This window comes from Mycobacterium sp. NGS22, from assembly GCF_059813095.1.
The window spans coordinates 199,784-224,092 of record NZ_JCALDY010000006.1; the positions used below are offsets into that span (position 1 = coordinate 199,784).

The following is a 24,309-nucleotide window of genomic DNA, read 5'->3' on the forward strand; positions in this document are numbered from 1 at the left end:
CGGCCGTGCCCGAGGGTCTGACGCATCCCGCCTACGGTGAACTGCGACCGGTCACCGAGACCGTGTCGGTCCTGCTGGCCGACAACCCCGGCCTGATGACACTGGAAGGCACCAACACCTGGGTGTTGCGCGGCCCGCGCAGTGACGAACTGGTGATCGTCGACCCCGGACCCGACGACGACGAACACATCGCGAGGGTGGCCGCGCTGGGGCGCATCTGTCTGGTGTTGATCAGTCACCGGCACCCGGACCACACCGACGGCATCGACAAGCTGGTCGAGCTGACCGGGGCAACGGTGCGCTCGGCGGGCAGCGGATTCTTGCGCGGCCTCGGTGGCCACCTGATCGACCGCGAGGTGATCGACGCCGCCGGCCTGAAGATCAAGGTGATGGCCACGCCCGGGCACACCGCCGACTCGCTGTCGTTCGTCCTGGACGATGCGGTGTTGACCGCCGACACGGTGCTGGGTCGGGGCACCACGGTGATGGACCACGAAGACGGCAACCTGACCGACTATCTGGAGTCGCTGCACCGGCTGCGCGGACTCGGGCACCGGGCGGTGCTGCCCGGGCACGGACCGGAGCTGCCGGATCTGGACGCGGTCACCGACGAATACCTGGCGCACCGCCACGAGCGGTTGGAACAGGTGCGTTCGGCGCTGCGTGAGCTCGGCGACGACGCCGGCGCCCGTCAGATCGTCGAACACGTCTATACCGACGTCGACGAGAAGCTGTGGGACGCCGCCGAATGGTCGGTGCAGGTGCAGCTCGACTATCTGCGCGGCTAGAGCGAGGCCGCTCAGGTTTCGCTGCACCACGACTTCGGTGTGAATGGTGGGCGTTGGTTGTGAAGCGACGGCTTTCGGAGTGTGCCCACGGTGGGAAAATCGGCGAAATCCCGCCCAGGCGTCACGCGCAAAGCCCAGGATTCACGCGCAAAGCCCAGGATTCACGCCCAAAGCCCAGGATTCACGCAAGCGTCCAGCGGCCGGACTCGCCGACGAGGCCATAGGGTTCTGCCATGAGGCGACGTGTCGAACCCACACCGGCGCTGCGAATCGCCACCGGGCTGTATCACTTCCGGGAGAGTTTGTTCGCGTTGCCCACGCTGGTGGTGCTGGCCGGCGGCGTCGCAGCCGAGACGGTCGCATACATCGACGGGGCGCTGGGCGTCGGCACGCGACTGCCGTTGACGGTCGAGATGAACACCAACGCGGCGACCTGGCTGCTCAGTACGGTCGCCGGCGCGATGATCACCACCGCCGGGGTGGTGTTCTCGTTGACGGTGGTGAGCCTGCAACTGGCCAGCAGCCAGTTCTCCCCGCGGGTGATGCGGTCGTTCATTCGAAATCGCCTCAGCCAGACGGTGATCGGCATGCTGGTCGCGACGTTTGTGTTCTGCGTGCTGGTGCTGCGTCACGTCAACGGGGACGCCAACGCCAGCGCCCCGCGGATCTCCATGACGATCGCGATCGTGTTGACCGTGACGACGGTGCTGCTGATCATCGCCTACCTGAACCGGCTGGCCCACGGGTTGCAGGTCGGCGAGGTGGTCCGGTCGATCGCCGCCGAAGCCGACGACATCATCGAAGCGATCAAACGCCAGACCCGCGGCGAGACGATCCTGCAGACCCCGCATCCGCCCGCGCCCGAAGAACGGCTGTACGTGCGGGCGCTGTCGGACGGCTGGGTCACGCAGGCGCCGAGCAAACACATCCTGAGCGCAATCCCGCCGTCGACCGTGGTGCGGCTGGAGACCCGCACCGGCGCCTACATCCACCGCGGCGAGATCCTGATGACGGTGTGGCCGATGCCGGACGTTCCGGAGCGGGTGACGAGCAAGCTGTTGGCGACCGTGGAGATCGCAGACGTGCGGACGATGCAGCAGGACATCGACTTCGGGATCCGGCAGCTGGTCGACATAGCACTGCGGGCGCTCAGTTCGGCGATCAACGACCCGACGACGGCAACCGAGGTGGTCCTGCGGCTGGGCAGCATGATGCGCACGTTGTTGGGTTCGGATCTGCCGTCGGCGGCGGTGTGCGGGTCCGACGAGCGCGTCCTGCTACGCCCCTGGGACCTGTCCCCGGACGAGTACATCGCGCACGCTTTCACCCAGATCCGCCAGACCGGGACGACTCAACCCCATGTCGTGGCCACCCTGTTGCGGGTCTTGCGCATGCTGATCGACCACGCCCAGACGATCGGGCGCGAGCAGCACCTTCCCGCGCTGCGCCGACAGATCGAACTGCTGATGGAGTCGATGGCGGGCGCGCCGGGCCTGCTCCCGGCCGACCTGGACCGCCTGCGCGCCATCGCCGACGAGTCGCGCGCCGACCCTGCCGAACACGGCACCAACTGAAGGTGCGCCGGTGCCGGGGCATACGTTGGTGTGCGGACACAGCACGCCGATGAGGAGTCTTAGTGGCCGAATCCCCCAACGTCGAAGCGCTCGGCGTCGAGTCGTGCCGACCGTTGCGGACGGATTGGCAGGGCTGGGCGTCGGCCGCGTTTGCGCTGGTCGGCTTCGGCGTGTGTCTGGCGGCATGGCTCGCCGGCGGCGGGTCGGTCACCCTGCCCTGGGTGCCCAGCCTGCACATGCAGCTGAGCTTCTCCTACGACGGCCTGGCCGCGCTGTACTCGCTGCTGGCCTGCGGGGTCGGCGCCCTGGTGTTCTGCTACGGCACCGGCTACCTGTCCCTGCACCTGGAACATCATCACCGTCCGGCGCGGGAGCGGTGGCGGTTCTGGCCCTGGATGGTGCTCTTCGCGGTGTCGATGGTGGGGGTCGCGACGGCGCAGGACCTGGTGCTGCTGTTCGTGTTCTTCGACATCACCGCCGTCTGCTCCTATTTCCTGATCGGCTTCGACAAAGACGAGCCGACCGCCCGCCGGGCGGCGCTGATGGCGCTGCTGGTGACCGTGGCCAGCGCGGTGGCCCTGCTGATCGCCGCCGTGCTGCTGTACGCGCGCTACCAGACGTTCTCGCTGCCTGAGTTGCTCGAACGGATCGACTCGGGACCGACGACGACGGCTGCCGCGGCGCTGCTCGCGGTGGCGGCGCTGGCCAAGAGCGCGCAGGTGCCGCTGCATTTCTGGCTGCCCAAGGCGATGGCCGCGCCGACGCCGGTCTCGGCGTACCTGCATTCGGCGGCCATGGTCGCTGCCGGTGTGCTGGTGCTGGGCCGGGTGCACCCGCTGCTGGCCCACAGCCGGGCCGTGCTCGATGCCGTGCTCGTCGTCGGAATCGCGTCCATCGTCATCGGCGGGATCGGCGCACTGGGCCAGGACGTGCTCAAACAGGTGCTGGCCTACTCGACGATCTCCCAGTACGGCTACGTGGTGATGCTGTACGGCATCGGTGGCGGGGCAGCGGCGGGCGCCGCGGCGTTCTACGTGCTGGCGCACGGTGTGGCCAAGAGCGCCTTGTTCATGACCGCGGGCGCGGCGACGATGGCGACCGGGGAGGACAGGTTGTCCCGCCTCGGTGGGCTGGGCCGACGCAGGCCGGTGCTGGCGGTGGCTGCCGCGCTGGCCGCGGCCAACCTGGCCGGACTGCCGCTGACCGCCGGATTCTTCAAAGACGAGCTGTACTTCGAGGCGGCCGCGGGTGCCGGACGGGTGCTGACCGGGTGCGCGGTGCTGGCCGCCGCCCTGACGCTGGCCTATATCGGACGTTTCTGGGTGCTGCTGTTCCTGGGGACGACGCGTGCGCAGACCCGTCCGACTCCACACACCCTGACCTGGCCGATCGTGGTGCTGGCCGGAGTCGGCATCGCCGCGGGCTTGATCCCGGGGCTGTTCAGTGGTCTCGCGGCCGACGCGGCAAGCGTGACCAGCGCGACGAAAGTGAGTCTGGCGCCGGGCTACCACTTCGACGCCCGTCCGGGAAACCTGATGGCGCTGAGCGCCTGGACGCTGGCTGCGGGCCTGCTGGCGCTGCCGCGCCTCCGGGAGGCGCTGGCCCGCACGTGGACGCGGGTGGGCGGGCGCCTCGGGCCGCTGCGGATCTACACCCGCAGCCTGCGCGCCTTGTCCCGGCTTTCCTCGGCGATACACAGCCTGGAAGTTCGTGACCTGCGTACCAGCGTCGCGGCGGTGCTCGTTCCCGCGGGGGTCTTGACCGGGATCGCCTTCGCCGTCACCCCGATCAAGGGTGCCTACGACATCGGCCGGGTCGGCGATGTGGACTGGCTGATCCTGCCGCTGCTGGCTCTGGTCATCATCGCGACGCTGGCTGTCGCACGGGCCTCGGCCCGGGTCGGCATGGTGTTGGCGCTGTCGGTGGTCGGTTTCGGGCTGGCCGCGGTGTACGCGCTGTTCGGTGCGCCCGATATCGCCTTGGTGGCCGTGGTGGTCGAGACGATGATCACCCTCGTCTTCATCGGCGCCCTGGCGCGGTTGCCGCGCTCGGGGACTGCCGAGGAACTCGAAGTGCGCGCAGGTGGACAGCACGCGGGCGAGACCCGGCGACGCCAGCGCAACGTGGCCGCCGGTGGCCTGGCCGGCCTGGCGGCGTTCGTCACCATCTGGGGTTTCCTGTCCGCCCCCAGCGCGGCACCGAGCGTGTCCGAGGAATATCTGCGTCGAACGCCCAGTGCCCACGGCCAGGACGCTGTGACGGTGATCATCACCGACTTCCGCGGCCTGGACACCCTGGCCGAAATCACTGTGCTGCTGGTCGCCGTCGTCGGCGTGGCCGCGCTGCTGCGCAGGGGCAAGCTGTGGTGATGCGACGGGACCTGGTGTTGCGGGTCGTGTCGGGCGTGCTGCTGGGGCCGAGCCTGATGGTGGCCGGCGCGTTGATCGTCAAGGGATATCGGGACACCGGCGACGGATTCGGTGCCGGCGTCGTCGTCGCGCTCGCGCTCGCGCTGCGCTACATCAGTCTGGGCGCGCGGGCCGCCGAGCGGACCTTGCCGATTCTGCGGTACTCGCCGTGGCTGGCCGTCGGTGGTCTGTTGTTGTCGCTGGCCGTCGGTTTCTTTCCGTTGCTGTATGGCAAACCGCTGTTCAGCCACCTACCTCCGCCGGGTGAGCCCGTGGTGCACTTCGGCTCGCTCGAATTGTTCACCCCGCTGCTGTTCGACGTGGGGATATTTCTGCTGGTCATCGGCGTGCTGACGATGTTGCTGCATCAACTCGCCGACCCGGAGAACCAGATCGACGATGCCCCCGAGGGCCGCACCGAGAGCGGGGAAACGGCGTGAACCTGGCGTTTGCGGTCACCGCCGCAGTGTTGTTCGGCGCGGGCGCCTATCTGCTGCTGCAGCACGACCTGATCCGCATCGCGGTGGGCGTCGCCCTGATCTCGCAGTGCGCCGTCGTCGCGCTGATCGGATCCAGCATGTCGCGGGGACGGGCACCGATCGGGCCGGGATCCGGCGGGCCGGTCAGTGACCCGGTGCCCCAGGCGCTGGTGCTGACCGCACTGGTCATCGGCCTGGCCACGCTGGCGCTGCTGCTTGCGTTGGTGCACCGCGTCGTGGAGGTCTTCGGCACCGCGCAGCGCAGCGAGCTCGCGGCCCAGGAGACCGAACACGAGCAAAGCCTGCGGCGTGACGAGCAGCTGGATCGAAACGAGATGACGTGATGGCCTCGTGATGGCCTTGTCTCTGGCGTTGCTGATCCCGTGGGCGGCCGGCGCGGTGCTGATCGCGCTCGACGGTCGGCGTCCCCTCGTTGCCTGGTCGAGCGTGGCGGTGCTGGGCGCGTCGTTGGTGGCCGTCGCCGTCCTCACCGCGCAAGTGGTGTCCCGGGGTCCCCAGCAAGTGGTCACCGGAGGATGGCCGGCCGGCATCGGCATCGTGCTGCGCGCCGACGCGCTGGGCGTCGTCTTCGCGCTGGTGTCGATCGTGGTGCTGCTCGCGGCGATGACCAACGACGCCGTCAAGGGGGTGCGGACGCGAATGTTCCCCGGCCTGGTGGTGCTGCTTACCGCCGGGTTGAACGGGCTGTTTCTCACCGCGGACGTGTTCAACTTCTACGTTTTCTTCGAGATTGCGATGACGGCGTCGTACGCGCTGACCACCTACGGTCAACGCCCGCGACAGCTGCGGGCGGCGCTGATCTTCGCCTCCGTCAACCTGCTGGGCTCATTCGTGTTCTTGGTGTCGGTGGCCGGCACCTACCGGATCACCGGCGCGCTGGCCATGGCCGATGTCGCCGCGCGGATCCACGCGGTCGGGGCCAACGCCGCGATGCTGGTCGCAGTCGGGTTCTTCGTCGCGTTCAGTGTCAAACTCGGCCTGTTCCCGTTCCATTTCTGGCTGCCGACGGTCTATGCCGGCACCCGTCCCGTCGTCGCCGCCATCCTCAGTGGCGCGGTGGCCAACATCGGCAGCTATGGCCTGCTGCGATTCGGCGCCGGGTTGTTCGCCGACGAGCTACGGTTCGCCGCGACCGCGCTGGTGCTGCTCGGCGTCGCCTCGATCCTGTACGGCGGTGTGCTCGCGGTATCCCGCGGCGACGACGCCGAGACGCTGGCGTACTCGGCCATCGGGCAGGTGGGGTACGTGCTCGTCGCGCTGAGTGTCGGAGGTCCGATCGGACTGTCCGCTGCCGTGGTGTACAGCGTCGTGAACGCGCTGAACAAAGGTCTGCTGTTCCTGGCTGCGGAGCTACGCGGACCCCTGGTGGCAGCCGCCTTCGCGATCGGTGCGTTCAGCGTCGCCGGCGTGCCCCCGGCCGCCGGCTTCATTGGCAAGCTGGAGCTGTTCCGGGCCGCGATCGCGGTGCACAACCCCGCGTTGGTGGTGGTGTTGGTGGTCGGCAGCGTGTTGTCGCTGATCTACATGTTCCAGATCTATCAGCGCAAGTTCTGGTGCGCTCCGGAAACCGTCGACGTCGACACCCCCGAAGTCAGCCCGCTGGCGCCGCGGGTAATCGTGACCGTGTTCGCGGGGCTGGTCCTGTCCATCGGGTTGTGGGCTGAGCCTTTACTGGTGCTCAGCCAGGACGCCGCCAACGTGCTCACCGGGAGGTTGTAGATGATTGCGGTCTTGGGCCGGGTGGCGACGTTGACCACCGTCTACCTGCTGGCACTGACCAGCCTCAATCCGGCCGACATCATCGTCGCGCTGGTGTTCTCGGCACTGATCGTCGGACTCAGTGCCGCCTTCCGGCGCGGCGAAACTCACCCCGAACCGCCACCGGGCACGTCGGCCGTGGGCCGCCTCGCCGGGCTGCCCGCACTCATCTTCTTCACACTGATCGACATGTGTCGCGGCAGTTGGCAGGTGGCCGGATGTTGCCTGGGACTGCGGTCGATGGCGCCCGGCGTGGTGTCCATACCGATCGAACCGACCACCGCGAGCTCGGCTGCGGTCTGGGCGATCCGGGTCGGGTTGGCGCCGGACAGCGTCGTCGTCGACGTCGACGCGCGGAAAGGTGAATTGCTGCTGCATGTCCTGGACGCAAGCGACCCGGACGCCGTCCGAGGCACCCAACTCGACTCCTACCGGCGCGCTCAGCGCCGCGTGTTCCCGTAACCGCCATGATGAAATTGCTGTTGATCGTCGCGCTGGCATGGAACACCCTGCTGCTCGTGGCCGGTGGACTGGTGCTGCTGCGGGCCCGCGACGTGGTCCAGCGGGTCCTGGCGCTGGATCTGCTGGCCGCGCTGGTTGTGTCGCTGCTCGCGTTGCTGTGCTACTACCACCACCAGCCCTTTTACCTGGACGCGGCGGTGGCGCTGGCGCTGCTGTCCTTCGTCGCGACCGTCGCGGCGGCCCGCTACCTGGGTTCGGGAGGGCCGTTCGAGTGATCTCTGTGGTGTTGGACGTCCTGGGCGTGGTGTTGCTGATCACCGGGCTGGTGCTGCTCACCATCAGCGTCATCGGCGTGCTGCGCCTGCCCGACACGAACAGTCAGCTGCACGCACAGGGACTGGCCACCGGTCCCGGGGTGATCGCCGTACTGGCGTCTTCCATCGGCACCGAGAACGCCACCATCATCACCTTCGCGGTGCTGGGCATCGCCTTCATGGTGTTGAGCTCGCCGTCATCCGGCCACGCCATCGCCAAGACGGTGCGCCGCAGAAATGACGACGCCCGCGGCGCGCACGACGACCCGGCAGCAGACGAGTGATCGGGACGCGAGGCTAGGAGCCGACACGGCCGCCGGCGCCGGGCACCTGCTGCTCGCGGCGCGAATGGCGTTGGTGCAACCATCTGAGCAGCTCGGCCAGCCCCGCCACGGCCAGCGCCACGGCGAACGACATCGCGAACGCCAACAGCGGTCGGTCGTCGAATGCGTGCCCGCCGGCGAAACCGATCATCGTGTTCACCGTCGCCCACAGCACCGAGCCGATCGCGTCGAACACCAGGAACTGTCGATAAGGGAAACCCAGCACCCCGCAGGCGACGGTGGTCGCGGTGCGGCCGCCGGGGATGAACCGCGCGGCGATCACCAGCGGTCCGCCGTGCCGCTCCAGTTCGCGGTGCGCCCAGTCCAGGCGGCGCCGTCCCCGCTCGCCGCCGGCGAGCCAGCGGCGGGCCCGATCCTCGGCGGAGTGACCGATCCAGTAGGCGATGTTGTCGCCGGCAAAGCCGCCCAAGGCCGCCATCACGATCACCCAGCCCAGCATCATCGACCCGTCCGCGGCCAGGATCCCGCCGGTGAGCAGCACGGTCTCGCTCGGCAGGATCGGCAGTACCGCGTCGAACATGCAGAAGCCGAAAATCAGTGGATAGGCCCACCAGGAGTGACCGAGCGCGTCGAGCAACGAATCAAGCAAGGTCGGCCGCCCTCATCAGGTCGAGTCCGGGACGTTCATTGATATCCATCGCCCTTTTCCGATCGAACTTCCTCGCCTCCTGTACCCGCTCTCGGCCACCGGTGACCCCTGCCGGGCATGCGGGGCAGGAGTTTGGCAGACCCGATTCGGTCAATACGTCCCTGCGACCACATGAAGAATCCAGATTCGACGCGGGAGACAAAGATGGCCAATCCCACCCATGTGAGCGATGAGCAAACGTCGGGCGACCCGTCCGGCGGGCGTCAGGTGATCGCGACATTCGAGAATTACATCGACGCCCAGCTACTGGTGGACCGGATGTCCGACGGCGGCTTCCCGGTGCAGTACGTGCGCATCATCGGCGACGGCGTCCGCACCGTCGAACACGTGACCGGGCGGATGACCAAGGGCAAAGCCGCACTCTATGGCGCGGGCAGCGGGGCCTGGTTCGGGGTCCTGATCGGTCTGCTGTTCGCGATCTTCACGGTCGGACCGCTGTGGCTCTGGGTGTTGCTGACCGCGATGATCATCGGCGCATTCTGGGGTGCGGTGTTCGGATTCGTGGCGCACTGGTCGACGCGGGGCCGACGCGACTTCTCCAGCATTCAGACGTTGGAAGCGCAGCGCTACGACGTGTGTGTGACCGGGAACCACGCCGCCGAGGCGGCGCGCTACGTCCAGAGCGTGCCTGCGGTGCCGGGCAACGCCGGCCGCTGAGACTCAGGGCACGCGACGGGGGAGCCGGCATGTCCGGGTGGTCGCGGCGTCGGGTGCTCGGCGGCGCGGGCCTGCTCGCCGCGGCCACGGTGCTGCCCGGCTGCGGAACGCGGCCCGGCGACCCGAGCAGCGGTCCGGGCCGGGGCGGTGCGCCGACCGGGCAGCCGTCGCTGTCCCCGGCCAAGCTCGGCGCCGCGACGAACGGGATCACCGAGGTCCAGGGCTGGCAGGAGGAGTTCTACAAGGACCTGCACCGCCATCCCGATCTCTGGGGTCAAGAGGCCAGGACCGCGGCAAAGGTCACCGGCAAACTGCACGAGATCGGCGTCGACGACGTCCTGCAGATCGGCGGGGGTGTCGTCGGCGTCATCCGCAACGGCACAGGCCGACGCGTGTTGTTCCGCGCCGACATGGATGCGCTGCCCGTGACGGAGGCGACGGGGCTGGACTACGCATCGCTGGAGCCGGGAAAGATGCACGCCTGCGGCCACGACGCACATGTGGCGTCGGCGCTCGGCGCGGCGGCCCTGCTGGTCAGGAACAAGCGCGAATGGTCCGGGACCTACCTGGCGCTGTTTCAGCCCGGAGAAGAGGCCGGCAAGGGCGCCCAGGCGATGGTCGACGACGGCCTGGTGGACAAGCTCGACGCGGTCCGACCCGACGTCTGCCTGGCCCAGCACGTGTTGACCGCACCCGAAGCGGGACACGTCGCCACCCGCTCCGGTATCGCCCTGTCGGCCGGGGAGAGTCTCAAGGTGACCGTCTTCGGTGAGGGATCGCACGGCTCGATGCCGGAACTGGGGGTCGATCCGGCGGTGCTGGCCTCGGCGATCGTGTTGAGGTTGCAAGGCATCGTGTCGCGGGAGATCGCGCCGAGCGAGTTCGGTGTCGTCACCGTCGGCTCGGTCAAGGTCGGCGACTCGCCCAACGTCATCAGCGACCGTGCCGAGCTGTTGCTCAATGTCCGCGCCTACGACAACGCGGTGCGAAACAAGATCATGGCGGCCATCGAGCGCATCGTCGGCGGTGAGTGCCAGGCCTCCGGCTCGCCGACCGAACCGGTATTCGAAACGCTGGCCACCTTCCCGCCGACGGTGAACGACCCGAAGGCCACCGAGACGGTGACCAACGCCTTCACCCAGGCGTTCGGGTCCGACCGGGTGCACGAGCTCCAACCCGTCCCGGCGTCAGAGGATTTCAGTCGCATCCCGGATGCGTTCGGCGTGCCCTATACGTTCTGGGGCAACGGTGGATTCCTGGCCGGAATGACGATCGTGGGCAATCACAATCCGCGCTTCGCGCCGGCGCTGCAACCGACGCTGCGCACCGGCACCGAAGCGGCCATCGCGGCCACGCTGGCCTACGTCGCATAAGATCGTTGTGGTGAGCCAGAATTCGGAAGAACACGGATTTCACGTCGCTCCGTGGGAATTGCGTTGGTGCGGACTGGATTTGGAGCGTCTGGCGGACACCGAGTCCATCTTTGCGTTGTCCAACGGCAACATAGGCCTGCGTGCCACCCTGGATGAGGGAGAGCCGGTCGGTACACCGGGAACCTATCTGAACGGGTTCTACGAGAAGCGTGAATTGCCTTATCCCGAAGGCGGATACGGGTATCCCGAGGACGGGCAGACCGTGGTCAACGTGACCGACGGGAAGATCATCAGGTTGTTCGTCCAAGACTCACCGATGGACATGCGGTACAGCCGGGCAGTCGAGCACGAGCATGTCCTGGACTTCCGCACCGGAACGCTGCGGCGCAATACGGTCTGGACGTCTCCGACGGGACGCTCGGTGCGGATCCGCTCCGAGCGTCTGGTGTCGTTCACCCAGCGCGCCGTCGCCGCCATCCGGTACGAGGTGGAGCCGCTGGACGCCGACCTGGACCTGGTCGTGCAGTCCGACCTGCTGGCCAACGAGACGGTGCCCACCGGCGGCCGGGACCCGCGCCTGGCCGCGGCGCTGGACAATCCGCTGGTCGCCGATTTCGCGACGGCACAAGACTTTTCGGCGGTCCTGGTGCACCACACCCGGCGCTCTGGGCTCGGGGTGGCCGCGGGGATGGACCACGAACTCGCCACGAGGTCCGGCGCCGACTGCAGCATTCGCGCGGAGCAAGATCTGGCCCGGCTGACCATCGCCGTCGACGTGGCCAAAGGCGACGTGCTGCGGTTGACGAAATTCGTCGCCTACGGATGGTCGAGCCGGCGTTCCGTGCCCGCGCTCCGGGCGCAGGTGGACGCCGCGCTGGCCCAAGCCCGAGAGACGGGCTGGGACAACCTGGTCGCCCGCCAGTGCGACTACCTCAATGCGTTCTGGTCGCACGCCGACATCGAAATCGACGGGAATCCCGAACTGCAGCAAGCGATCCGGTTCGCACTCTTCCAGGTACTGCAAGCCGGCGCGCGTGGTGAGAGCCGGCCGATTCCGGCGAAGGGGCTGACCGGGCCGGGGTACGACGGGCACTCTTTCTGGGACACGGAAATGTTCGTGCTGCCCATGCTGACCCACACGATGCCCGACGCGGCGGCCGACGCGCTGCGCTGGCGGCACTCCACCCTGGCCAAGGCCAAGCGGCGCGCCCGGGAACTGAGTCAGGACGGGGCGATGTTCCCGTGGCGGACCATCGACGGAGAGGAGTGCTCGGCGTATTGGCCCGCCGGTACGGCGGGTGTACACGTCAACGCCGACATCGCCTATGCCACAGCGCAATACCTCGCGGCTACGGCCGACACCGGATTCGAGGAAGACTGCGGTGTGGAGCTTCTGGTGGAAACCGCCCGGCTGTGGGCGAGCCTGGGCCACCGCAACGCAGACGGCCAGTTCCGCATCGACGGTGTCACCGGACCGTGCGAATACTCCGCGCTGGCCGACAACAATCTGTTCACCAATCTGATGGCGCAGCAGAATTTTCGCGATGCCGCCGCGGCTTGTCGGCGTCGTCCCGATGTGGCCGCACGGTTCGACGTTGCCGACGCCGAGACCGCCGACTGGCGGGACTACGCCGACCACATGACACTGCCGTACAACCCTGAGCTGGGCGTGCACGAGCAAGCCGAAAACTTCACCCACCAAGGGGTTTGGGACTTTGCGGGGACACCGCCCGCCGACTATCCGCTGCTGTTGCGCTATCCGTACTTCGAGTTGTACCGCAAGCAGGTCGTCAAGCAGGCCGACGTCACGCTGGCCATGTACGTGCGTGGCGACGCGTTCACCGCAGCGGAGAAGTCACGCAACTTCCACTACTACGAGGCGTTGACCGTCCGGGATTCGTCGCTGTCGGCCTGCGCCCAGGCGATACTGGCCGCCGAAGTCGGTCACTTGCAGCTTGCCTTCGACTATCTGGCCGAGACGGCGTTCATCGACCTGCACAATCTGCATGACAACGTGTCGAGCGGTTTGCACATCGCCGCGCTCGGCGGGGCGTGGCTGGCCTGTGTGGCCGGTTTCGGCGGGATGCGCCGGCACGGGGAAGAATTGGCGTTCGCGCCGCGGCTGCCCCCGGCCCTGAGCCGGTTGACGTTCCGCATCTTGTGGCGTGGCCGCTGCATCGCGGTGGAGGCGACCGCTGGGCACGCCACCTACCGGCTGCGCTCGGGTGAGCCGGCCTCACTCACCCATCACGGAGAGCCGTTCACCCTCGGCGACCACGATGTGACCCTGCCGGTCCCGCCGCCACCGGATGTACCGCAGGTGCAGTTCCCCGAGGGTCGCGCACCGCACCGACACGGCTGACTCGAGCCGCATTTCCGGGGGTTTGGGCGACGGATCGGCGGGTAAGCCTCGGACACCGCTGCCGACCAAGGGTGGATCCGATGTTCTTGACGGTCAAAGAGAAGGAACGCCTCCTCATTCACACCGCTGCCGAAGTGGCGCACAAGCGTCGTGAGCGGGGTCTGAAATTGAATCTCCCGGAAGCCACCGCGGTGCTCACCCAGTTCGTGCTCGAGGGCGCGCGCGACGGCCGCACCAAAGCGGACCTGCAGGATGCCGCGCGCAGCGTCTTGAAACGCGAAGACGTGATGGACGGAGTCGCCGAGATGCTGCAGGAACTCGACATCGAGGCGACCTTTCCCGACGGCACCAAGTTGATCACGGTCCCCCAACCGATTCACTGACCTCGGAAGGTCGCATCATGAGCCGGCTCACCGACAAGATCAAAGACACCGTCACCAACCGGATGCAGCGGGCCGGTGACTCCACCGGGCTGTTGGGTGCGGCCAGCAAAGCCTTCGCCGTCGGGCAGCGGGTGTTGGCGCGGAACCCCAAGCTGGAGACGGCGGTCGGTTCGGTGCAGCGGCACGCGCCACCGTTGAGTCGCAAGCGCGCCGGATCGGGCGAGACGTTCCCGATGGGGACGGGCAAGGGGCCGCTCGGCAGGGTGCAGCTGGGGCCGGATGCGAGCATGACGCCGTCGGCTCCCGGCGCCATCCTGTTCGCCGACGACCCGGTGGCGATCAACGTCGGCTGCGAGGTGACGACGGTGAAGGTGGTCAACACCGGCGACCGGCCGATATCGGTGGGATCGCACTTCCACTTCGCCGAGGCCAACCCCGCGCTGGAGTTCGACCGTCAGGCGGCCTGGGGCAAGCGGCAGAACATCATCTCCGGCGGGTTGACCCGGTTCGACCCGGGCATCACCCAGAAGATCGAGTTGATTCCGTTCGGGGGCCAGCGCATCGCGGCCGGCTTCCGCGGCGAGTGCAAGGGGCCCCTCGATGGCTGACATCCAGCGCCAGCTGTATGTGTCGATGCTCGGTCCCACCACGGGTGACCGGTTACGGCTGGCGGATACTGACCTGTTCATCGAGATCGAAGAGGACCGCTGCGTCGGGGGCGACGAGGTGGTGTTCGGAGGCGGTAAATCCGGGCGCGAGTCCCAGGGCCAATCGCACACCCCGCGGGCACAGGGCACGCCTGACCTGGTGATCACCAACGTGGTCGTGCTGGACCACTGGGGCATCGTCAAGGCCGACGTCGGGATCCGCGACGGGCGGTTCGCCGCCATCGGCAAGTCCGGAAACCCCGACATCATGGACGGCGTCCACCCCGACCTGGTGATCGGCCCGTCCACCGAGATCATGAACGGCACCGGGCTGATCATGACGGCCGGTGCGATCGACACCCACGTGCACTTCGTGTCCCCGGACATGTGCGAGGTGGCGCTGCAGGCCGGCATCACCACGCTGGTGGGCGGCGGGACCGGACCGACCGACGGCGGCAAGGCGACCCTGGCCACCCCCGCCGCCTGGTGGCTGGCGCGAATGCTGGAGGGGTTCGACCCGTGGCCGGTCAACGTGTTGTTCCTGGGCCGCGGCACCACGATCTCCGAGGAAGCGCTGTGGGAGCAGCTGCGCGGCGGCGCGGCGGGGTTCAAGGTGCACGAGGACTGGGGCGCCACCCCGGCGGTGATCGACACCGCGCTGCGCGTCGCCGATGCGGCGGGGGTGCAGGTCGCGATTCACAGTGACACGCTCAACGAGGCGGGGTTCGTCGAGGACCTGATGCGCACCGTGGCGGGACGAAGCTTCCACAGCTACCACACCGAGGGCGCCGGCGGGGGTCACGCCCCCGACATCATCCGGATCGCCGGCGAGCCCAATGTGTTGCCGGCATCGACCACCCCGACCCGCCCGTTCACCGTCAACACCGTCGACGAGCAACTCGACATGGTGCTGGTGGCCCACCAACTGAATCCGAAGGTCCCCGCGGAGTTGCAGTTCGCCGAGAGCCGGGTGCGTGCCGGCACCATCGCTGCCGAGGACATCCTGCAAGACCTGGGCGCCATCTCGGCGATGTCCTCGGACGCACAGGCCATGGGCCGCCTCGGCGAGACCGTGATACGCACCTGGCAGACCGCCCACGCCATGAAGAATCTTCGTGGCCCGCTCAGTTCCGGCGAACGCGCGGACAATGACCGGGTCCGGCGCTACGTCGCCAAGTACACCATCTGTCCGGCGCTGATTCACGGCCTCGACGACGAGATCGGGTCCATAGCGCCGGGAAAACTGGCCGATTTCGTGTTGTGGGTACCGGCCATGTTCGGGGTCAAACCCACCGCGGTCTTCAAGGGCGGTATGGCGGCGCTGGCGATGCTGGGCGATCCCAGCGCGTCGGTGCCTACGCCGCAGCCGGAGTTGCCGCGGCTCGGCTACAACGCGTTCACCAAGGCGGCGGCAGCCACTAGCGTCGCGTTCGTCTCAGCCGCGGCCGTGGAGGACGGACTGGCCGACCGGCTCAACGTGGACCGCCCGCTGGTGGCGGTGAAGAACATGCGCGATTTGAGTAAAGCGGACCTACCGCTCAACGACGCGTTGCCGCGCATCGAGGTCAACCCCGACACGTTCGAAGTGCGGATCGACGGTGAACCAGCGGATCATCCGCCGCTGACCGAATTGCCCATGACCCAGCGCTACTTCCTGTACTGACATGCCCGGGATGCCGGTTGCGCTGTTGCTGCTCTCCGACGGGCGGTTGCCGGCCGGCGGTTACGCGCACTCCGGTGGGATCGAAGCCACCGTGCGGGCCGGACGCGTCTTCGACCCGAGTAGCCTGCGGGACTTCCTGCGGGGACGCGCTGCGACGTCCGGAGCCGTCGCCGCCGCGTTCGCGGCCGCGGCATGCCGGGCCGCTGCGTCGGACGACGAAGGGCTTTTGGCTGCCCTGGATGTCGAACTCGACGCCCGGACACCGTCCCCGGCCTTGCGGACGGTCTCTCGCACCCTCGGGCGTCAGTTGCAGCGTGCGATGGGCACGATCCGCCCGCACCCTCGCCTGGACGGTCTGGGTCGACGGCCGCATCAACCGATCGTGTTGGGCGTTGCCGCAACGGTATTCGAGCTCGACGCACGGCAGGCCGCCATGGCCGCGCTCTACGAGAGTGTCGCCGGGCCTGCCACGGCCGCCGTCCGGCTGGTCAGCCTCGACCCACTCGAAGTCCATGCCGTGCTGGCCAGCCTGATGCCCGAACTCGACGTCCTGGCCGTCGCCGCGGCCGAGTACGCCGAAACCCCCGTCGAGGAGTTACCGGCATATGCGGCGCCGTTGCTCGACGTGGCCGCCGAACAGCACACTCGGCAGGAGGCACGGTTGTTTGCCTCCTGAAACCACACCCGGTGAGATGCGTGCGCACGCACGGCTGGCCACCGCGGCCACGGCCGGAAGCGACGGCCGGCCCGTCAGCCACGTGACGGCGTTGCGCTCGCAGGCTCCGCTGCTGCTGCGGCTCACCAACCCAAAAGAGCCGGATCCGTGGGCCGATGCCCTGCGGGCGCCGGCTCGGGTCAGCATGGCGGCCGGTGCCGCGGGACCCGTTGGCGGCGACCAACTCACGCTCGACGTCGACGTCGGCGCCGACAGTGCCCTGGTGCTGTGCGACATATCTCCCACCCTGCTGCTGCCCGGACCGCGTGGCCACCCGTCGCGCACCACCGCTCGGGTCCGGGTGGGCGAGGGCGCGACGCTGGTCTGGCTGCCCGAACCGTTGATCGCCGCCGCGAACTGCAGGCACCACAACGACATTCGGGTCGAACTCGCGTCCACCGCTCGACTGCTGATGCGCGAGGAACTCATCCTCGGCCGCCACGGTGAACAACCCGGCACCATCGGTCAACGGCTGAGCATCCGGCGCGATGGCCGGCCGCTGTATCGGCAGGACCTGCACATCGGCCCGGACGCGCCGGGCTGGAACAGCGCGGCCGTCGCCGCCACGCATCGAGCGGTCGGGTCTGTCGTTCTGGTTGAGCCGCAACGGATCTGGCCAGAAAGAGGCTCTGTGCTGACCGACGCTGCCGCCGCGCTGCCGCTGGCCGGTCCGGGGATGCTCATCACCGCGCTCGCCGACGACAACCTCGAGCTGAGGGAGGCGATGACCGCAGGGCTGTCCGAACTCGGAACTTGGTGGTGCGGCACCGCACCCGAAGCCGAAAGCCGTATCCCCACCACCGAACAGGAGCCCAGAAGTGCATGAACACCAACATCTTTCGCAGCACGGACGACGAGCGCTGCGGTTGGGGGTGGCCGGACCCGTCGGGACCGGCAAGAGTTCGCTGATCGCCACCCTGTGCCGAAACCTGTCCAGTGAATACCGTTTCGGGGTCGTCACCAACGACATCTACACCGACGAGGACGCGCGTTTCCTACGCGCGCAAGGCATCCTGCCGGCCGAACGCATCCGCGCGGTGGAGACCGGGGCCTGCCCGCACACCGCCATCCGGGACGACATCACCATGAACCTGCTCGCCGTCGAAGATCTCGAGCACGACTTCGGCCCGCTCGACATGGTGCTGATTGAGAGCGGCGGCGACAATCTCACCGCCACCTTCTCACCCGGCCTCGTCGACGCTCAGATCTTCGTTCTCGACGTGGCCGGCGGAGGTGACGTGGCGCGCAAAGGTGGACCCGGCATCGCGCGGGCGGACTTGCTGGTGATCAACAAGATCGATCTGGCTTCGCATGTCGATGTCGACGTCGTGGAGATGCTGAGCGATGCGCGCAACGCCCGCAGCGGTGCGCCGGTGCTGCCGGTGTCCCGCAAACAGCAGGCCACCGTGGACGCCCTGTGCGACTGGGTTCGTCGGCTACACGCCAGATACAACGCCGGCGCGCACCAGCCCGTCGACCCCGGACCGATGGCACCGCACAGCCACCAGCACTAGCGCGAACAGACGCAAAAGCACCCATTTTCGGCCGAAAAAGGGTGCTTTTGCGTCTTCTCGCGCTTACCTCGCGCCTACCGCGCGCGGCGGGCCAGGCGCTCGGAGTCGGAGATCAGCACGCTCTTGCCCTCCAGGCGGATCCAGCCGCGGTGGGCGAAGTCGGCCAGCGCCTTGTTCACGGTCTCCCGGGAAGCGCCCACCAGCTGGGCGATCTCCTCCTGCGTGAGGTCGTGGGTGACCCGCATCGCGCCGCCCTCCTGGGTGCCGAACCGCTGCGCCAACTGCAGCAGCTGCTTGGCCACCCGGCCGGGCACGTCGGTGAAGATCAGGTCGGCCAGGTTGTTGTTGGTGCGCCGCAGCCGGCGGGCCAACACGCGCAACAGTTGCTCGGCGATCTCCGGACGGTCGGCGATCCACGCCCGCAGCGCGTCGCGGTCCATCGACACCGCCCGCACCTCGGTGATCGTCGTCGCGCTCGACGTCCGGGGGCCGGGGTCGAAGATCGACAGCTCGCCGAACATGTCCGACGGGCCCATGATGGTCAGCAGGTTTTCCCGGCCGTCCGGGGAGCGGCGACCGATCTTCACTTTGCCGGCGACGATGATGTACAGCCGGTCGCCCGGCTCGCCTTCAGCGAAAACCGTGTGTCCACGGGGGAAATCAACGGGCTGCAGTTGCTTGGTCAACGCAGCGACGGCGCTGGGCTCAACCCCCTGGAAGATTCCTGCCCTTGCCAGGATCTCGTCCACGTTTCCTCTTCTTGCTTCTTCAGGTGCTCACGAATTACTTACGGGCAGGCCAATTTGTGACGGCCGACACGAGTCTAAAGGTAGGCCACTCAGCGCGGCGTGCCAACGCTAAACACGATTGACGTGTCGAGTCAGCGTAAATTGCGTGTTGGTCCGGTAGCGCCCGCGAATGCGGGTGGGCAGCCCCACTTCGACGCGCCCGACGACGTCGGTGGCAAAGATCGTCTCGGCGTGATGCCGTCCGGTCAGCTGCTTGGGCTGCGGGGCGGCCGCCAGTCCCAGGGCCTGGCGTCGATGCAGGTATTCCAGGGCTTCGGGCATGCCTTCGCGGGCCAGTGTGTGCACGTCCACGGCCTCGGCCTGATTCAGGAAATCGGCGACGTCGGTGGCGGTCACAGCATCGCGGGCCAGGGCCTTCTCCAGCCGCCCGAGCCCGATCGTCGCCAGCATCAGCAACCCCGGGATGCAGGCCACCAGCAACCACAGCACAAGGAGAGTAAACACGCGCAAGGTCTCAGACAGATTACGAAATCAGTACTCTGTCGTAGGTGACAGCGGCGAAGTCGTCCGGGCGATCCAAGTCCAAGCCCGTGCCGCCCGCTCCGGTCCTCGCCAAGCGCTGGGCAGACGAAACCCGAACCGGGTTGGTGCGACGGGCGCGACGGATGAACCGCACCCTGGCCCAGGCGTTTCCGCACGTCTACTGCGAACTGGACTTCACCACGCCGCTGGAACTGGCGGTGGCCACCATCCTGTCGGCACAGAGCACCGACAAACGGGTGAATCTGACGACGCCGGCGGTGTTCGCCAAGTACCGGACCGCTCTGGATTACGCGCAAGCCGATCGCGCCGAGCTCGAGACGCTGATCCATCCCACCGGCTTCTTCCGCAACAAGGCGTCGTCGCTGATCGGCCTGGGTCAGGCCCTCGTCGAGCGGTTCGACGGCGAAGTGCCCAAGACCATGGACGAGTTGGTGACGCTGCCCGGCGTCGGTCGCAAGACCGCCAACGTGATTCTGGGCAACGCGTTCGACGTCCCCGGCATCACCGTCGACACCCACTTCGGACGGTTGGTGCGACGGTGGCGATGGACCGCCGAAGAGGACCCGGTCAAGGTCGAACACGCCGTCGGCGAGCTGATCGAACGCAAGGAATGGACCCTGCTCAGCCACCGGGTGATCTTCCACGGCCGCCGGGTGTGCCACGCCCGCAAACCGGCTTGCGGTGTCTGCGTGCTGGCCAAGGACTGCCCGTCGTTCGGACTGGGTCCCACCGAGCCGCTGCTGGCCGCACCGCTGGTGCAGGGCCCCGAAACCGATCACCTGCTAACCCTGGCCGGGCTCTGACGCCCCGCATGAAGGCGCTCTCCGGCACGACCCGCTGGACCCTCGCGGTCTTGACAGTGGTCGCCGCGCTGGTGGTGGCCCTGGTGGCCGAGTTGCGCGACGACGCGGCGCCGTCGGTGAGTGGCCAGGCCCCCGCGCCGCGGGAACACCGCGACGCCGACACCCCGGCCGCGCTGGCCGGACCCCGCCAGCGTGCCGATCTGCCGCCCTGTCCCGGCCCGGGAGCCGGTGCAGGCGCGGCGGCACTGCGCGGCGTGGTGGTGGAATGCGCGGCCGACGGCGCCGCCGTCGACGTGGCGAAGGCGCTGGCCGGCCGGCGGGTGGTGCTCAACCTGTGGGCGTATTGGTGTGGCCCGTGCACTGCGGAACTCCCCGCGATGGCCGAGTATCAACGGCGGATGGGTGCCGACGTCACGGTGCTGACGGTGCATCAGGACGAGAACGAGACGGCCGCGTTGCTGCGCCTGGCCGAACTCGGAGTTCGGCTGCCCACCCTGCAGGACGGCCGCCGCAGAGTCGCGGCGGCGTTGCGGGTGGTTAACGTGATGCCCGCGACGGTGGTGCTGCGGCCGGACGGTAGCGTTGCCCAAACCCTGCCGCGGGCTTTCGGCAGCGCCGATGAGATCGCGGACGTGATTGGAAATGGGGCGGGCTAGGAGGGAGGCGGCGTTGAGTGCGGCGATTCCCCTGACTCCCGACGTAAGCCCGCCGTGGTTGCGACCGCTGGTCGACAACGTCGAGAAGATTCCTGACGCGTACCGGCGCCGGCTGCCGGCCGACGTGCTGGCCATGGTGACCGCTGCCCGCTCGGTGTCGTCGCTGCGCCGCACCGGCCGCGACGCCGCCGTATTGGTGCTGTTCTCCGGACCGCAGGACGAGCCGGCCGGCGCCGGCGTGCCCGACGACGCCGATCTGCTGCTCACCGTGCGGGCGTCCACGCTGCGACATCACGCCGGGCAGGCCGCCTTCCCGGGCGGCGCCTCCGATCCCGGCGACGACGGTCCCGTCGCCACCGCGCTGCGCGAGGCGTGGGAGGAGACCGGGATCGACGTCGGCAGGTTGCACGCGCTGGCCACCATGGAGCGGACGTTCATCGCGCCGTCCAACTTCCGCGTCGTCCCGGTGCTGGCGTATTCGCCGGATCCCGGTCCGGTCACCGTCGTCAACGATGCCGAGACGGCCATCGTGGCCCGGGTGCCGGTGCGGGCCTTCGTCAACCCGGAGAATCGGCTGATGGTCTATCGCGGCACGCTGGGCAAGCGCTGGGCGGGACCGGCGTTCCTGCTGAACCAGATGTTGGTGTGGGGTTTCACCGGCCAGGTGATCTCGGCGGTGCTCGACGTGGCGGGCTGGGCCAAGCCCTGGGACACCGACGACCTCCGCGAATTGGACGACGCGATGGTGCTGGTCGGCGATTCCCCGACGAACAGGGGCGGGCTGCGATGACGCCGTCCCAGTGGCTGGACATCGCGGTGCTGGCGGTCGCCTTCATCGCGGCCATCTCCGGATGGCGCTCGGGCGCGCTCGGTTCGGTGCTCTCATTCGCCGGAGTGCTGTTGGGCGCGGTGGCCGGTGTGTTGCTGGCACCGCACATCGTCAGCCACATCGCCGCGCCGCGGGCCAAGCTGTTCGCCGCGTTGTTCCTGATCCTGGCGCTGGTGGTGGTCGGCGAGGTCGCCGGGGTGGTGTTGGGGCGCGCGGTGCGCGGCGCCATCCGCAACCGTCCGGTGCGCACCGTCGACTCGGTGATCGGCGTGGCGGTGCAGCTGGTGGTGGTGCTGACGGCGGCCTGGCTGCTGGCGACCCCGCTGACCCAGTCCAAGGACCAGCCCGAACTGGCCGCCGCCGTGCGGGGTTCCCGGGTGCTCGCCGAAGTCAACGAGGTGGCGCCCACCTGGCTGAAAACGGTGCCCAAACGGCTCTCTGCGCTGCTGAACACCTCTGGCCTGCCCGCGGTGCTGGAACCGTTCAGCCGTACCCCGGTCATTCCGGTCGCTTCGCCGGATCCGGCGCTCAAGACCAACCCGGTCGTGGCGGCCACTCGGCCCAGCGTGGTCAAGGTCCGCGCCGAGGCGCAGAGTTGCCGAAAATTGTTGGAAGGCACCGGATTCGTGGTGTCGGCACCCGGGTGGGTGATGACCAACGCGCACGTGGTCGCCGGATCCAACAGCGTGTCCGTCGAGGCTGACGACAAGACCTACAAGGCCACCGTGGTGTCCTACGACCCGGTCGTCGACATCGCGATCCTGGCCGTTCCGGAGCTGACGGCCGCGCCGCTGAAATTCGCCGAGCGCCCCGCGAAGACCGGGACCGACGTCGTCGTGCTCGGCTACCCCGGCGGCGGCATGTTCACTGCCACCCCGGCCCGGATCCGCGAGCTGATCAAGCTGAGCGGGCCCGACATCTATCGCAGCCCGCAGCCGGTCACCCGCGAGGTCTACACCATCAGAGCGATTGTGGAGCAGGGCGATTCGGGCGGACCCCTGATCGATCTGGACGGCCGGGTGGTCGGGGTGGTGTTCGGCGCGGCCGTGGACGACGCGGACACCGGCTTCGTGCTGACCGCTGAGGAGGTGGCCGGCCAGCTGGCCCGGATCGGTGCCACTCAGCCGGTCCAAACCGGGGCCTGCGTCAGCTGACCCGGTGCACCTGATCGAGGAACCGGTTGAGGTGCCGGCTGACTTCCTGCGGCGCCTCCTCGTGGCCGTAATGTCCCGCGCCCGCCACCGAGATGTAGCGGCCGTGCGGCGCGTAGCGCTGCGTGCGTTCGACCGGGGCGGCCAGCACGTAGGGATCGGCGTCGCCGCGGATGTGCAGCAGCGGCACGCCGAGTTGCCCGGTCGTGGACTTGATGAACCGGTGACCTTCGGTGCGTAGCTGGCTGCGCACCGCCCAGCGCTGGTACTCCAGTGCGCAGTGCGCGGCGCCCGGGATCTGGATGGCGCTGCGCAGATGACCGATGGTCTGCGAAAAGTCCTCCGAGGCAAGCCATTTGGCGCTGCTTCGGCTGCGGACCAGCCGTTCGATCTCGGCGCCGTTCTGTCGGGTGAGTAACCGTTCCGGCCACAGCGGCGCCTGATAGCGCAACAACGTCGGAAGCAGCGCGCGACTCTGATCGCGCCGGGTCAGTGTGGACCGGCGCAACGCGATCGGGTGCGGCGAGCTGATGACCGCGATGGCACGTACCAGCCGTGAATGCAGCAGGGCGGTGGCCCAGCAGGCCAGGCCGCCGTCGGCGTGCCCGATCAGCGTCGCCGAGGAGTGGCCGAGCGCGCGGATCAGCCCGGCGGTGTCACCGGCCAGCGTCCAGCCGTCGTAGCCGCGGGGTGGTTTGTCGCTGCCGCCGTAGCCGCGCAGGTCGACCGCCACCACCCGGGCGCCGCGCAGTTCGCGCAACTGGTGGCGCCAGGACCACCAGAACGAGCCGAACCCGTGCAACAGGATCACCAGCGGGCGGGCGGTGGCGGGACCGGCATCGCCTCGGGTGGCCTCCACGACGTGGAAGCGGATGCCGTTGGCGTGCACGTCCAGATGCCGCCAGGGCCCGTCGATACGGACCATCGACGGATCTGGAGCCGGCATCTACCAACCCGAGGGATCGGCGGGAGTCTTGGCGTCGATGGCTTTGGGCGGCGTCTTGTCGTGACCGGGGGTGAACGCGGTGCGCGCCTCTTTGACCGATTCGATGGTCTTCTGCGGCCCTCGGATCCGGCGGACCTTCAAAAAGCCCAGTAGGGCCAGCACGGCGGTGACGACGACCATGATCGCGAACACGATCAGGAACGCCACCCAGCGCCACAGCCAGGTGTCGAGCAGCTCGGCGAGAAAGAAGAACAAGAAGAAGGTGGAGTAGAACAAGACAACCAGCGCGGAGACGAAGAAAACGCTGCCGGTCAGCCCTTTCTTGACGTCGCGGGTGATCTCGGCGCGCGCCAGTTCCACCTCGGCGCGCACCAGCGTCGACATCTGCGTGGTCACGTCTTTGATCAGGTCGCCGACCGACGGGTCACCGGCCCTGGCGTGCGGGTCCGCCAGCGGGATGGTGGTCAGCGTGTTGGGCACACCGTTCTTGTCAGGTTTGCTCACAGACGATCCTCTCCGTT

Annotated in this window: 27 protein-coding genes; 22 read left to right on the top strand and 5 right to left on the bottom strand. The window is 68.3% G+C overall.

Features of this window, described 5'->3' with window-relative positions; all coding sequences use genetic code 11:
* Positions 1-5 precede the first annotated feature (5 nt).
* From AC5Y47_RS07965 to AC5Y47_RS08005, 9 genes are all read left to right on the top strand, one after another.
* Positions 6-788 (top strand): MBL fold metallo-hydrolase, encoded by a 783-nt coding sequence (locus AC5Y47_RS07965; RefSeq protein ID WP_499943366.1) that lies wholly within the window; start codon positions 6-8, stop codon positions 786-788.
* A 233-nt stretch (positions 789-1,021) separates the two neighbouring features.
* Positions 1,022-2,362 (top strand): DUF2254 domain-containing protein, encoded by a 1,341-nt coding sequence (locus AC5Y47_RS07970; protein WP_499943367.1) that lies wholly within the window; start codon positions 1,022-1,024, stop codon positions 2,360-2,362.
* Between the two features lie 62 nt (positions 2,363-2,424).
* Positions 2,425-4,731 (top strand): hydrogen gas-evolving membrane-bound hydrogenase subunit E, encoded by a 2,307-nt coding sequence (gene mbhE, locus AC5Y47_RS07975; RefSeq protein ID WP_499943368.1) that lies wholly within the window; start codon positions 2,425-2,427, stop codon positions 4,729-4,731.
* On the top strand, positions 4,731-5,210 hold the full coding sequence (locus AC5Y47_RS07980; RefSeq protein ID WP_499943369.1) for an MnhB domain-containing protein: 480 nt from the start codon (positions 4,731-4,733) through the stop codon (positions 5,208-5,210). Before mbhE ends, AC5Y47_RS07980 begins: the two co-directional genes overlap by 1 nt.
* Positions 5,207-5,593, top strand: coding sequence for a sodium:proton antiporter (locus tag AC5Y47_RS07985; protein ID WP_499943370.1), 387 nt, complete (start codon positions 5,207-5,209; stop codon positions 5,591-5,593). The genes AC5Y47_RS07980 and AC5Y47_RS07985 overlap by 4 nt, the downstream gene beginning before the upstream one ends.
* A gap of 10 nt (positions 5,594-5,603) precedes the next feature.
* Entirely contained in the window at positions 5,604-6,989 is a 1,386-nt protein-coding gene (locus tag AC5Y47_RS07990) for a complex I subunit 5 family protein (protein WP_499943371.1), read from the top strand.
* Positions 6,990-7,490, top strand: a complete 501-nt coding sequence (locus AC5Y47_RS07995) for a Na+/H+ antiporter subunit E (RefSeq protein ID WP_499943372.1) — start codon at positions 6,990-6,992, stop codon at positions 7,488-7,490.
* 5 nt (positions 7,491-7,495) lie between these two features.
* Positions 7,496-7,765, top strand: a complete 270-nt coding sequence (locus tag AC5Y47_RS08000; protein ID WP_499943373.1) for a monovalent cation/H+ antiporter complex subunit F — start codon at positions 7,496-7,498, stop codon at positions 7,763-7,765.
* A complete protein-coding gene (locus AC5Y47_RS08005) occupies positions 7,762-8,088 on the top strand; it encodes a cation:proton antiporter (protein ID WP_499943374.1) in 327 nt (108 codons plus the stop codon). The genes AC5Y47_RS08000 and AC5Y47_RS08005 overlap by 4 nt, the downstream gene beginning before the upstream one ends.
* Before the next feature lie 13 nt (positions 8,089-8,101).
* Here AC5Y47_RS08005 and AC5Y47_RS08010 read toward each other — a convergent pair whose 3' ends face one another.
* A complete protein-coding gene (locus AC5Y47_RS08010) occupies positions 8,102-8,737 on the bottom strand; it encodes a DedA family protein (RefSeq protein WP_499943375.1) in 636 nt (211 codons plus the stop codon).
* A gap of 204 nt (positions 8,738-8,941) precedes the next feature.
* On the opposite strand from AC5Y47_RS08010, the gene AC5Y47_RS08015 reads away from it, so the two are divergent.
* The 9 genes from AC5Y47_RS08015 to ureG all read left to right on the top strand — a co-directional run bounded on the left by AC5Y47_RS08015 (position 8,942) and on the right by ureG (position 18,111).
* Positions 8,942-9,454, top strand: coding sequence for a YflT domain-containing protein (locus tag AC5Y47_RS08015; RefSeq protein ID WP_499943376.1), 513 nt, complete (start codon positions 8,942-8,944; stop codon positions 9,452-9,454).
* A 29-nt stretch (positions 9,455-9,483) separates the two neighbouring features.
* Positions 9,484-10,827, top strand: coding sequence for an amidohydrolase (locus AC5Y47_RS08020; protein WP_499943377.1), 1,344 nt, complete (start codon positions 9,484-9,486; stop codon positions 10,825-10,827).
* Positions 10,828-10,837: 10 nt separating this feature from the next.
* The gene (locus AC5Y47_RS08025; RefSeq protein WP_499943379.1) at positions 10,838-13,189 is read left to right on the top strand and encodes a glycoside hydrolase family 65 protein; all 2,352 of its coding nucleotides are present in this window, start codon (positions 10,838-10,840) and stop codon (positions 13,187-13,189) included.
* Positions 13,190-13,269: 80 nt separating this feature from the next.
* Positions 13,270-13,572, top strand: coding sequence for an urease subunit gamma (locus tag AC5Y47_RS08030; RefSeq protein WP_499943380.1), 303 nt, complete (start codon positions 13,270-13,272; stop codon positions 13,570-13,572).
* Positions 13,573-13,589: 17 nt separating this feature from the next.
* Positions 13,590-14,180 carry an urease subunit beta gene (gene ureB / locus AC5Y47_RS08035; protein ID WP_499943381.1) on the top strand — a complete coding sequence of 197 codons (591 nt, stop codon included), beginning with the start codon at positions 13,590-13,592 and terminating at the stop codon, positions 14,178-14,180.
* Positions 14,173-15,882: an urease subunit alpha gene (locus AC5Y47_RS08040; RefSeq protein WP_499943382.1), complete on the top strand. Its 1,710-nt coding sequence runs from the start codon at positions 14,173-14,175 to the stop codon at positions 15,880-15,882. Before ureB ends, AC5Y47_RS08040 begins: the two co-directional genes overlap by 8 nt.
* Position 15,883: 1 nt before the next feature.
* Positions 15,884-16,558: an urease accessory protein UreF gene (locus AC5Y47_RS08045; protein ID WP_499943383.1), complete on the top strand. Its 675-nt coding sequence runs from the start codon at positions 15,884-15,886 to the stop codon at positions 16,556-16,558.
* A gap of 16 nt (positions 16,559-16,574) precedes the next feature.
* Positions 16,575-17,423 (top strand): urease accessory protein UreD, encoded by an 849-nt coding sequence (locus AC5Y47_RS08050; RefSeq protein ID WP_499943384.1) that lies wholly within the window; start codon positions 16,575-16,577, stop codon positions 17,421-17,423.
* Positions 17,416-18,111 (top strand): urease accessory protein UreG, encoded by a 696-nt coding sequence (gene ureG / locus AC5Y47_RS08055; protein WP_499943385.1) that lies wholly within the window; start codon positions 17,416-17,418, stop codon positions 18,109-18,111. The genes AC5Y47_RS08050 and ureG overlap by 8 nt, the downstream gene beginning before the upstream one ends.
* 74 nt (positions 18,112-18,185) lie before the next feature.
* On the opposite strand, the gene crp is transcribed toward ureG, so the two are convergent.
* Together crp and AC5Y47_RS08065 are read right to left on the bottom strand one after the other, a co-directional pair.
* The gene (gene crp / locus AC5Y47_RS08060; RefSeq protein ID WP_036362963.1) at positions 18,186-18,860 is read right to left on the bottom strand and encodes a cAMP-activated global transcriptional regulator CRP; all 675 of its coding nucleotides are present in this window, start codon (positions 18,858-18,860) and stop codon (positions 18,186-18,188) included.
* A gap of 108 nt (positions 18,861-18,968) precedes the next feature.
* On the bottom strand, positions 18,969-19,364 hold the full coding sequence (locus AC5Y47_RS08065) for a hypothetical protein (protein ID WP_499943386.1): 396 nt from the start codon (positions 19,362-19,364) through the stop codon (positions 18,969-18,971).
* Positions 19,365-19,525: 161 nt separating this feature from the next.
* Between AC5Y47_RS08065 and nth the strand changes: the two genes are divergently transcribed.
* From nth to marP, 4 genes are read left to right on the top strand one after another with little or no spacing between them, the layout of a single operon-like run.
* Entirely contained in the window at positions 19,526-20,206 is a 681-nt protein-coding gene (nth, locus tag AC5Y47_RS08070; RefSeq protein ID WP_499943424.1) for an endonuclease III, read from the top strand.
* An 8-nt stretch (positions 20,207-20,214) separates the two neighbouring features.
* The gene (locus AC5Y47_RS08075) at positions 20,215-20,862 is read left to right on the top strand and encodes a TlpA family protein disulfide reductase (RefSeq protein WP_499943387.1); all 648 of its coding nucleotides are present in this window, start codon (positions 20,215-20,217) and stop codon (positions 20,860-20,862) included.
* Complete coding sequence (locus AC5Y47_RS08080; protein ID WP_499943388.1) at positions 20,849-21,652, top strand: NUDIX hydrolase; 804 nt, start codon at positions 20,849-20,851, stop codon at positions 21,650-21,652. Before AC5Y47_RS08075 ends, AC5Y47_RS08080 begins: the two co-directional genes overlap by 14 nt.
* Positions 21,649-22,845 carry an acid resistance serine protease MarP gene (marP, locus tag AC5Y47_RS08085; protein WP_499943389.1) on the top strand — a complete coding sequence of 399 codons (1,197 nt, stop codon included), beginning with the start codon at positions 21,649-21,651 and terminating at the stop codon, positions 22,843-22,845. Before AC5Y47_RS08080 ends, marP begins: the two co-directional genes overlap by 4 nt.
* Here marP and AC5Y47_RS08090 read toward each other — a convergent pair.
* Together AC5Y47_RS08090 and AC5Y47_RS08095 are read right to left on the bottom strand one after the other, a co-directional pair.
* Positions 22,838-23,788, bottom strand: a complete 951-nt coding sequence (locus AC5Y47_RS08090) for an alpha/beta fold hydrolase (RefSeq protein WP_499943390.1) — start codon at positions 23,786-23,788, stop codon at positions 22,838-22,840. The two genes, marP and AC5Y47_RS08090, sit on opposite strands and share 8 nt — an antisense overlap.
* On the bottom strand, positions 23,789-24,292 hold the full coding sequence (locus AC5Y47_RS08095) for a phage holin family protein (RefSeq protein WP_499943391.1): 504 nt from the start codon (positions 24,290-24,292) through the stop codon (positions 23,789-23,791).
* Positions 24,293-24,309 lie beyond the last annotated feature (17 nt).

Coding starts and splice junctions, on each gene's coding strand:
- AC5Y47_RS07980 (WP_499943369.1), top strand. CDS start 4,731: ATGCGACGGGACCTGGTGTTGCGGGTCGTGTCGGGCGTGCTGCTGGGG.
- AC5Y47_RS08015 (WP_499943376.1), top strand. CDS start 8,942: ATGGCCAATCCCACCCATGTGAGCGATGAGCAAACGTCGGGCGACCCG.
- AC5Y47_RS08040 (WP_499943382.1), top strand. CDS start 14,173: ATGGCTGACATCCAGCGCCAGCTGTATGTGTCGATGCTCGGTCCCACC.
- AC5Y47_RS08030 (WP_499943380.1), top strand. CDS start 13,270: ATGTTCTTGACGGTCAAAGAGAAGGAACGCCTCCTCATTCACACCGCT.
- nth (WP_499943424.1), top strand. CDS start 19,526: ATGAACCGCACCCTGGCCCAGGCGTTTCCGCACGTCTACTGCGAACTG.
- AC5Y47_RS07990 (WP_499943371.1), top strand. CDS start 5,604: ATGGCCTTGTCTCTGGCGTTGCTGATCCCGTGGGCGGCCGGCGCGGTG.
- AC5Y47_RS08090 (WP_499943390.1), bottom strand. CDS start 23,788: ATGCCGGCTCCAGATCCGTCGATGGTCCGTATCGACGGGCCCTGGCGG.
- AC5Y47_RS08000 (WP_499943373.1), top strand. CDS start 7,496: ATGATGAAATTGCTGTTGATCGTCGCGCTGGCATGGAACACCCTGCTG.
- marP (WP_499943389.1), top strand. CDS start 21,649: ATGACGCCGTCCCAGTGGCTGGACATCGCGGTGCTGGCGGTCGCCTTC.
- AC5Y47_RS08050 (WP_499943384.1), top strand. CDS start 16,575: ATGCGTGCGCACGCACGGCTGGCCACCGCGGCCACGGCCGGAAGCGAC.
- ureB (WP_499943381.1), top strand. CDS start 13,590: ATGAGCCGGCTCACCGACAAGATCAAAGACACCGTCACCAACCGGATG.
- AC5Y47_RS08045 (WP_499943383.1), top strand. CDS start 15,884: ATGCCCGGGATGCCGGTTGCGCTGTTGCTGCTCTCCGACGGGCGGTTG.
- AC5Y47_RS08020 (WP_499943377.1), top strand. CDS start 9,484: ATGTCCGGGTGGTCGCGGCGTCGGGTGCTCGGCGGCGCGGGCCTGCTC.
- AC5Y47_RS07970 (WP_499943367.1), top strand. CDS start 1,022: ATGAGGCGACGTGTCGAACCCACACCGGCGCTGCGAATCGCCACCGGG.
- AC5Y47_RS07995 (WP_499943372.1), top strand. CDS start 6,990: ATGATTGCGGTCTTGGGCCGGGTGGCGACGTTGACCACCGTCTACCTG.
- AC5Y47_RS08080 (WP_499943388.1), top strand. CDS start 20,849: ATGGGGCGGGCTAGGAGGGAGGCGGCGTTGAGTGCGGCGATTCCCCTG.
- AC5Y47_RS08075 (WP_499943387.1), top strand. CDS start 20,215: ATGAAGGCGCTCTCCGGCACGACCCGCTGGACCCTCGCGGTCTTGACA.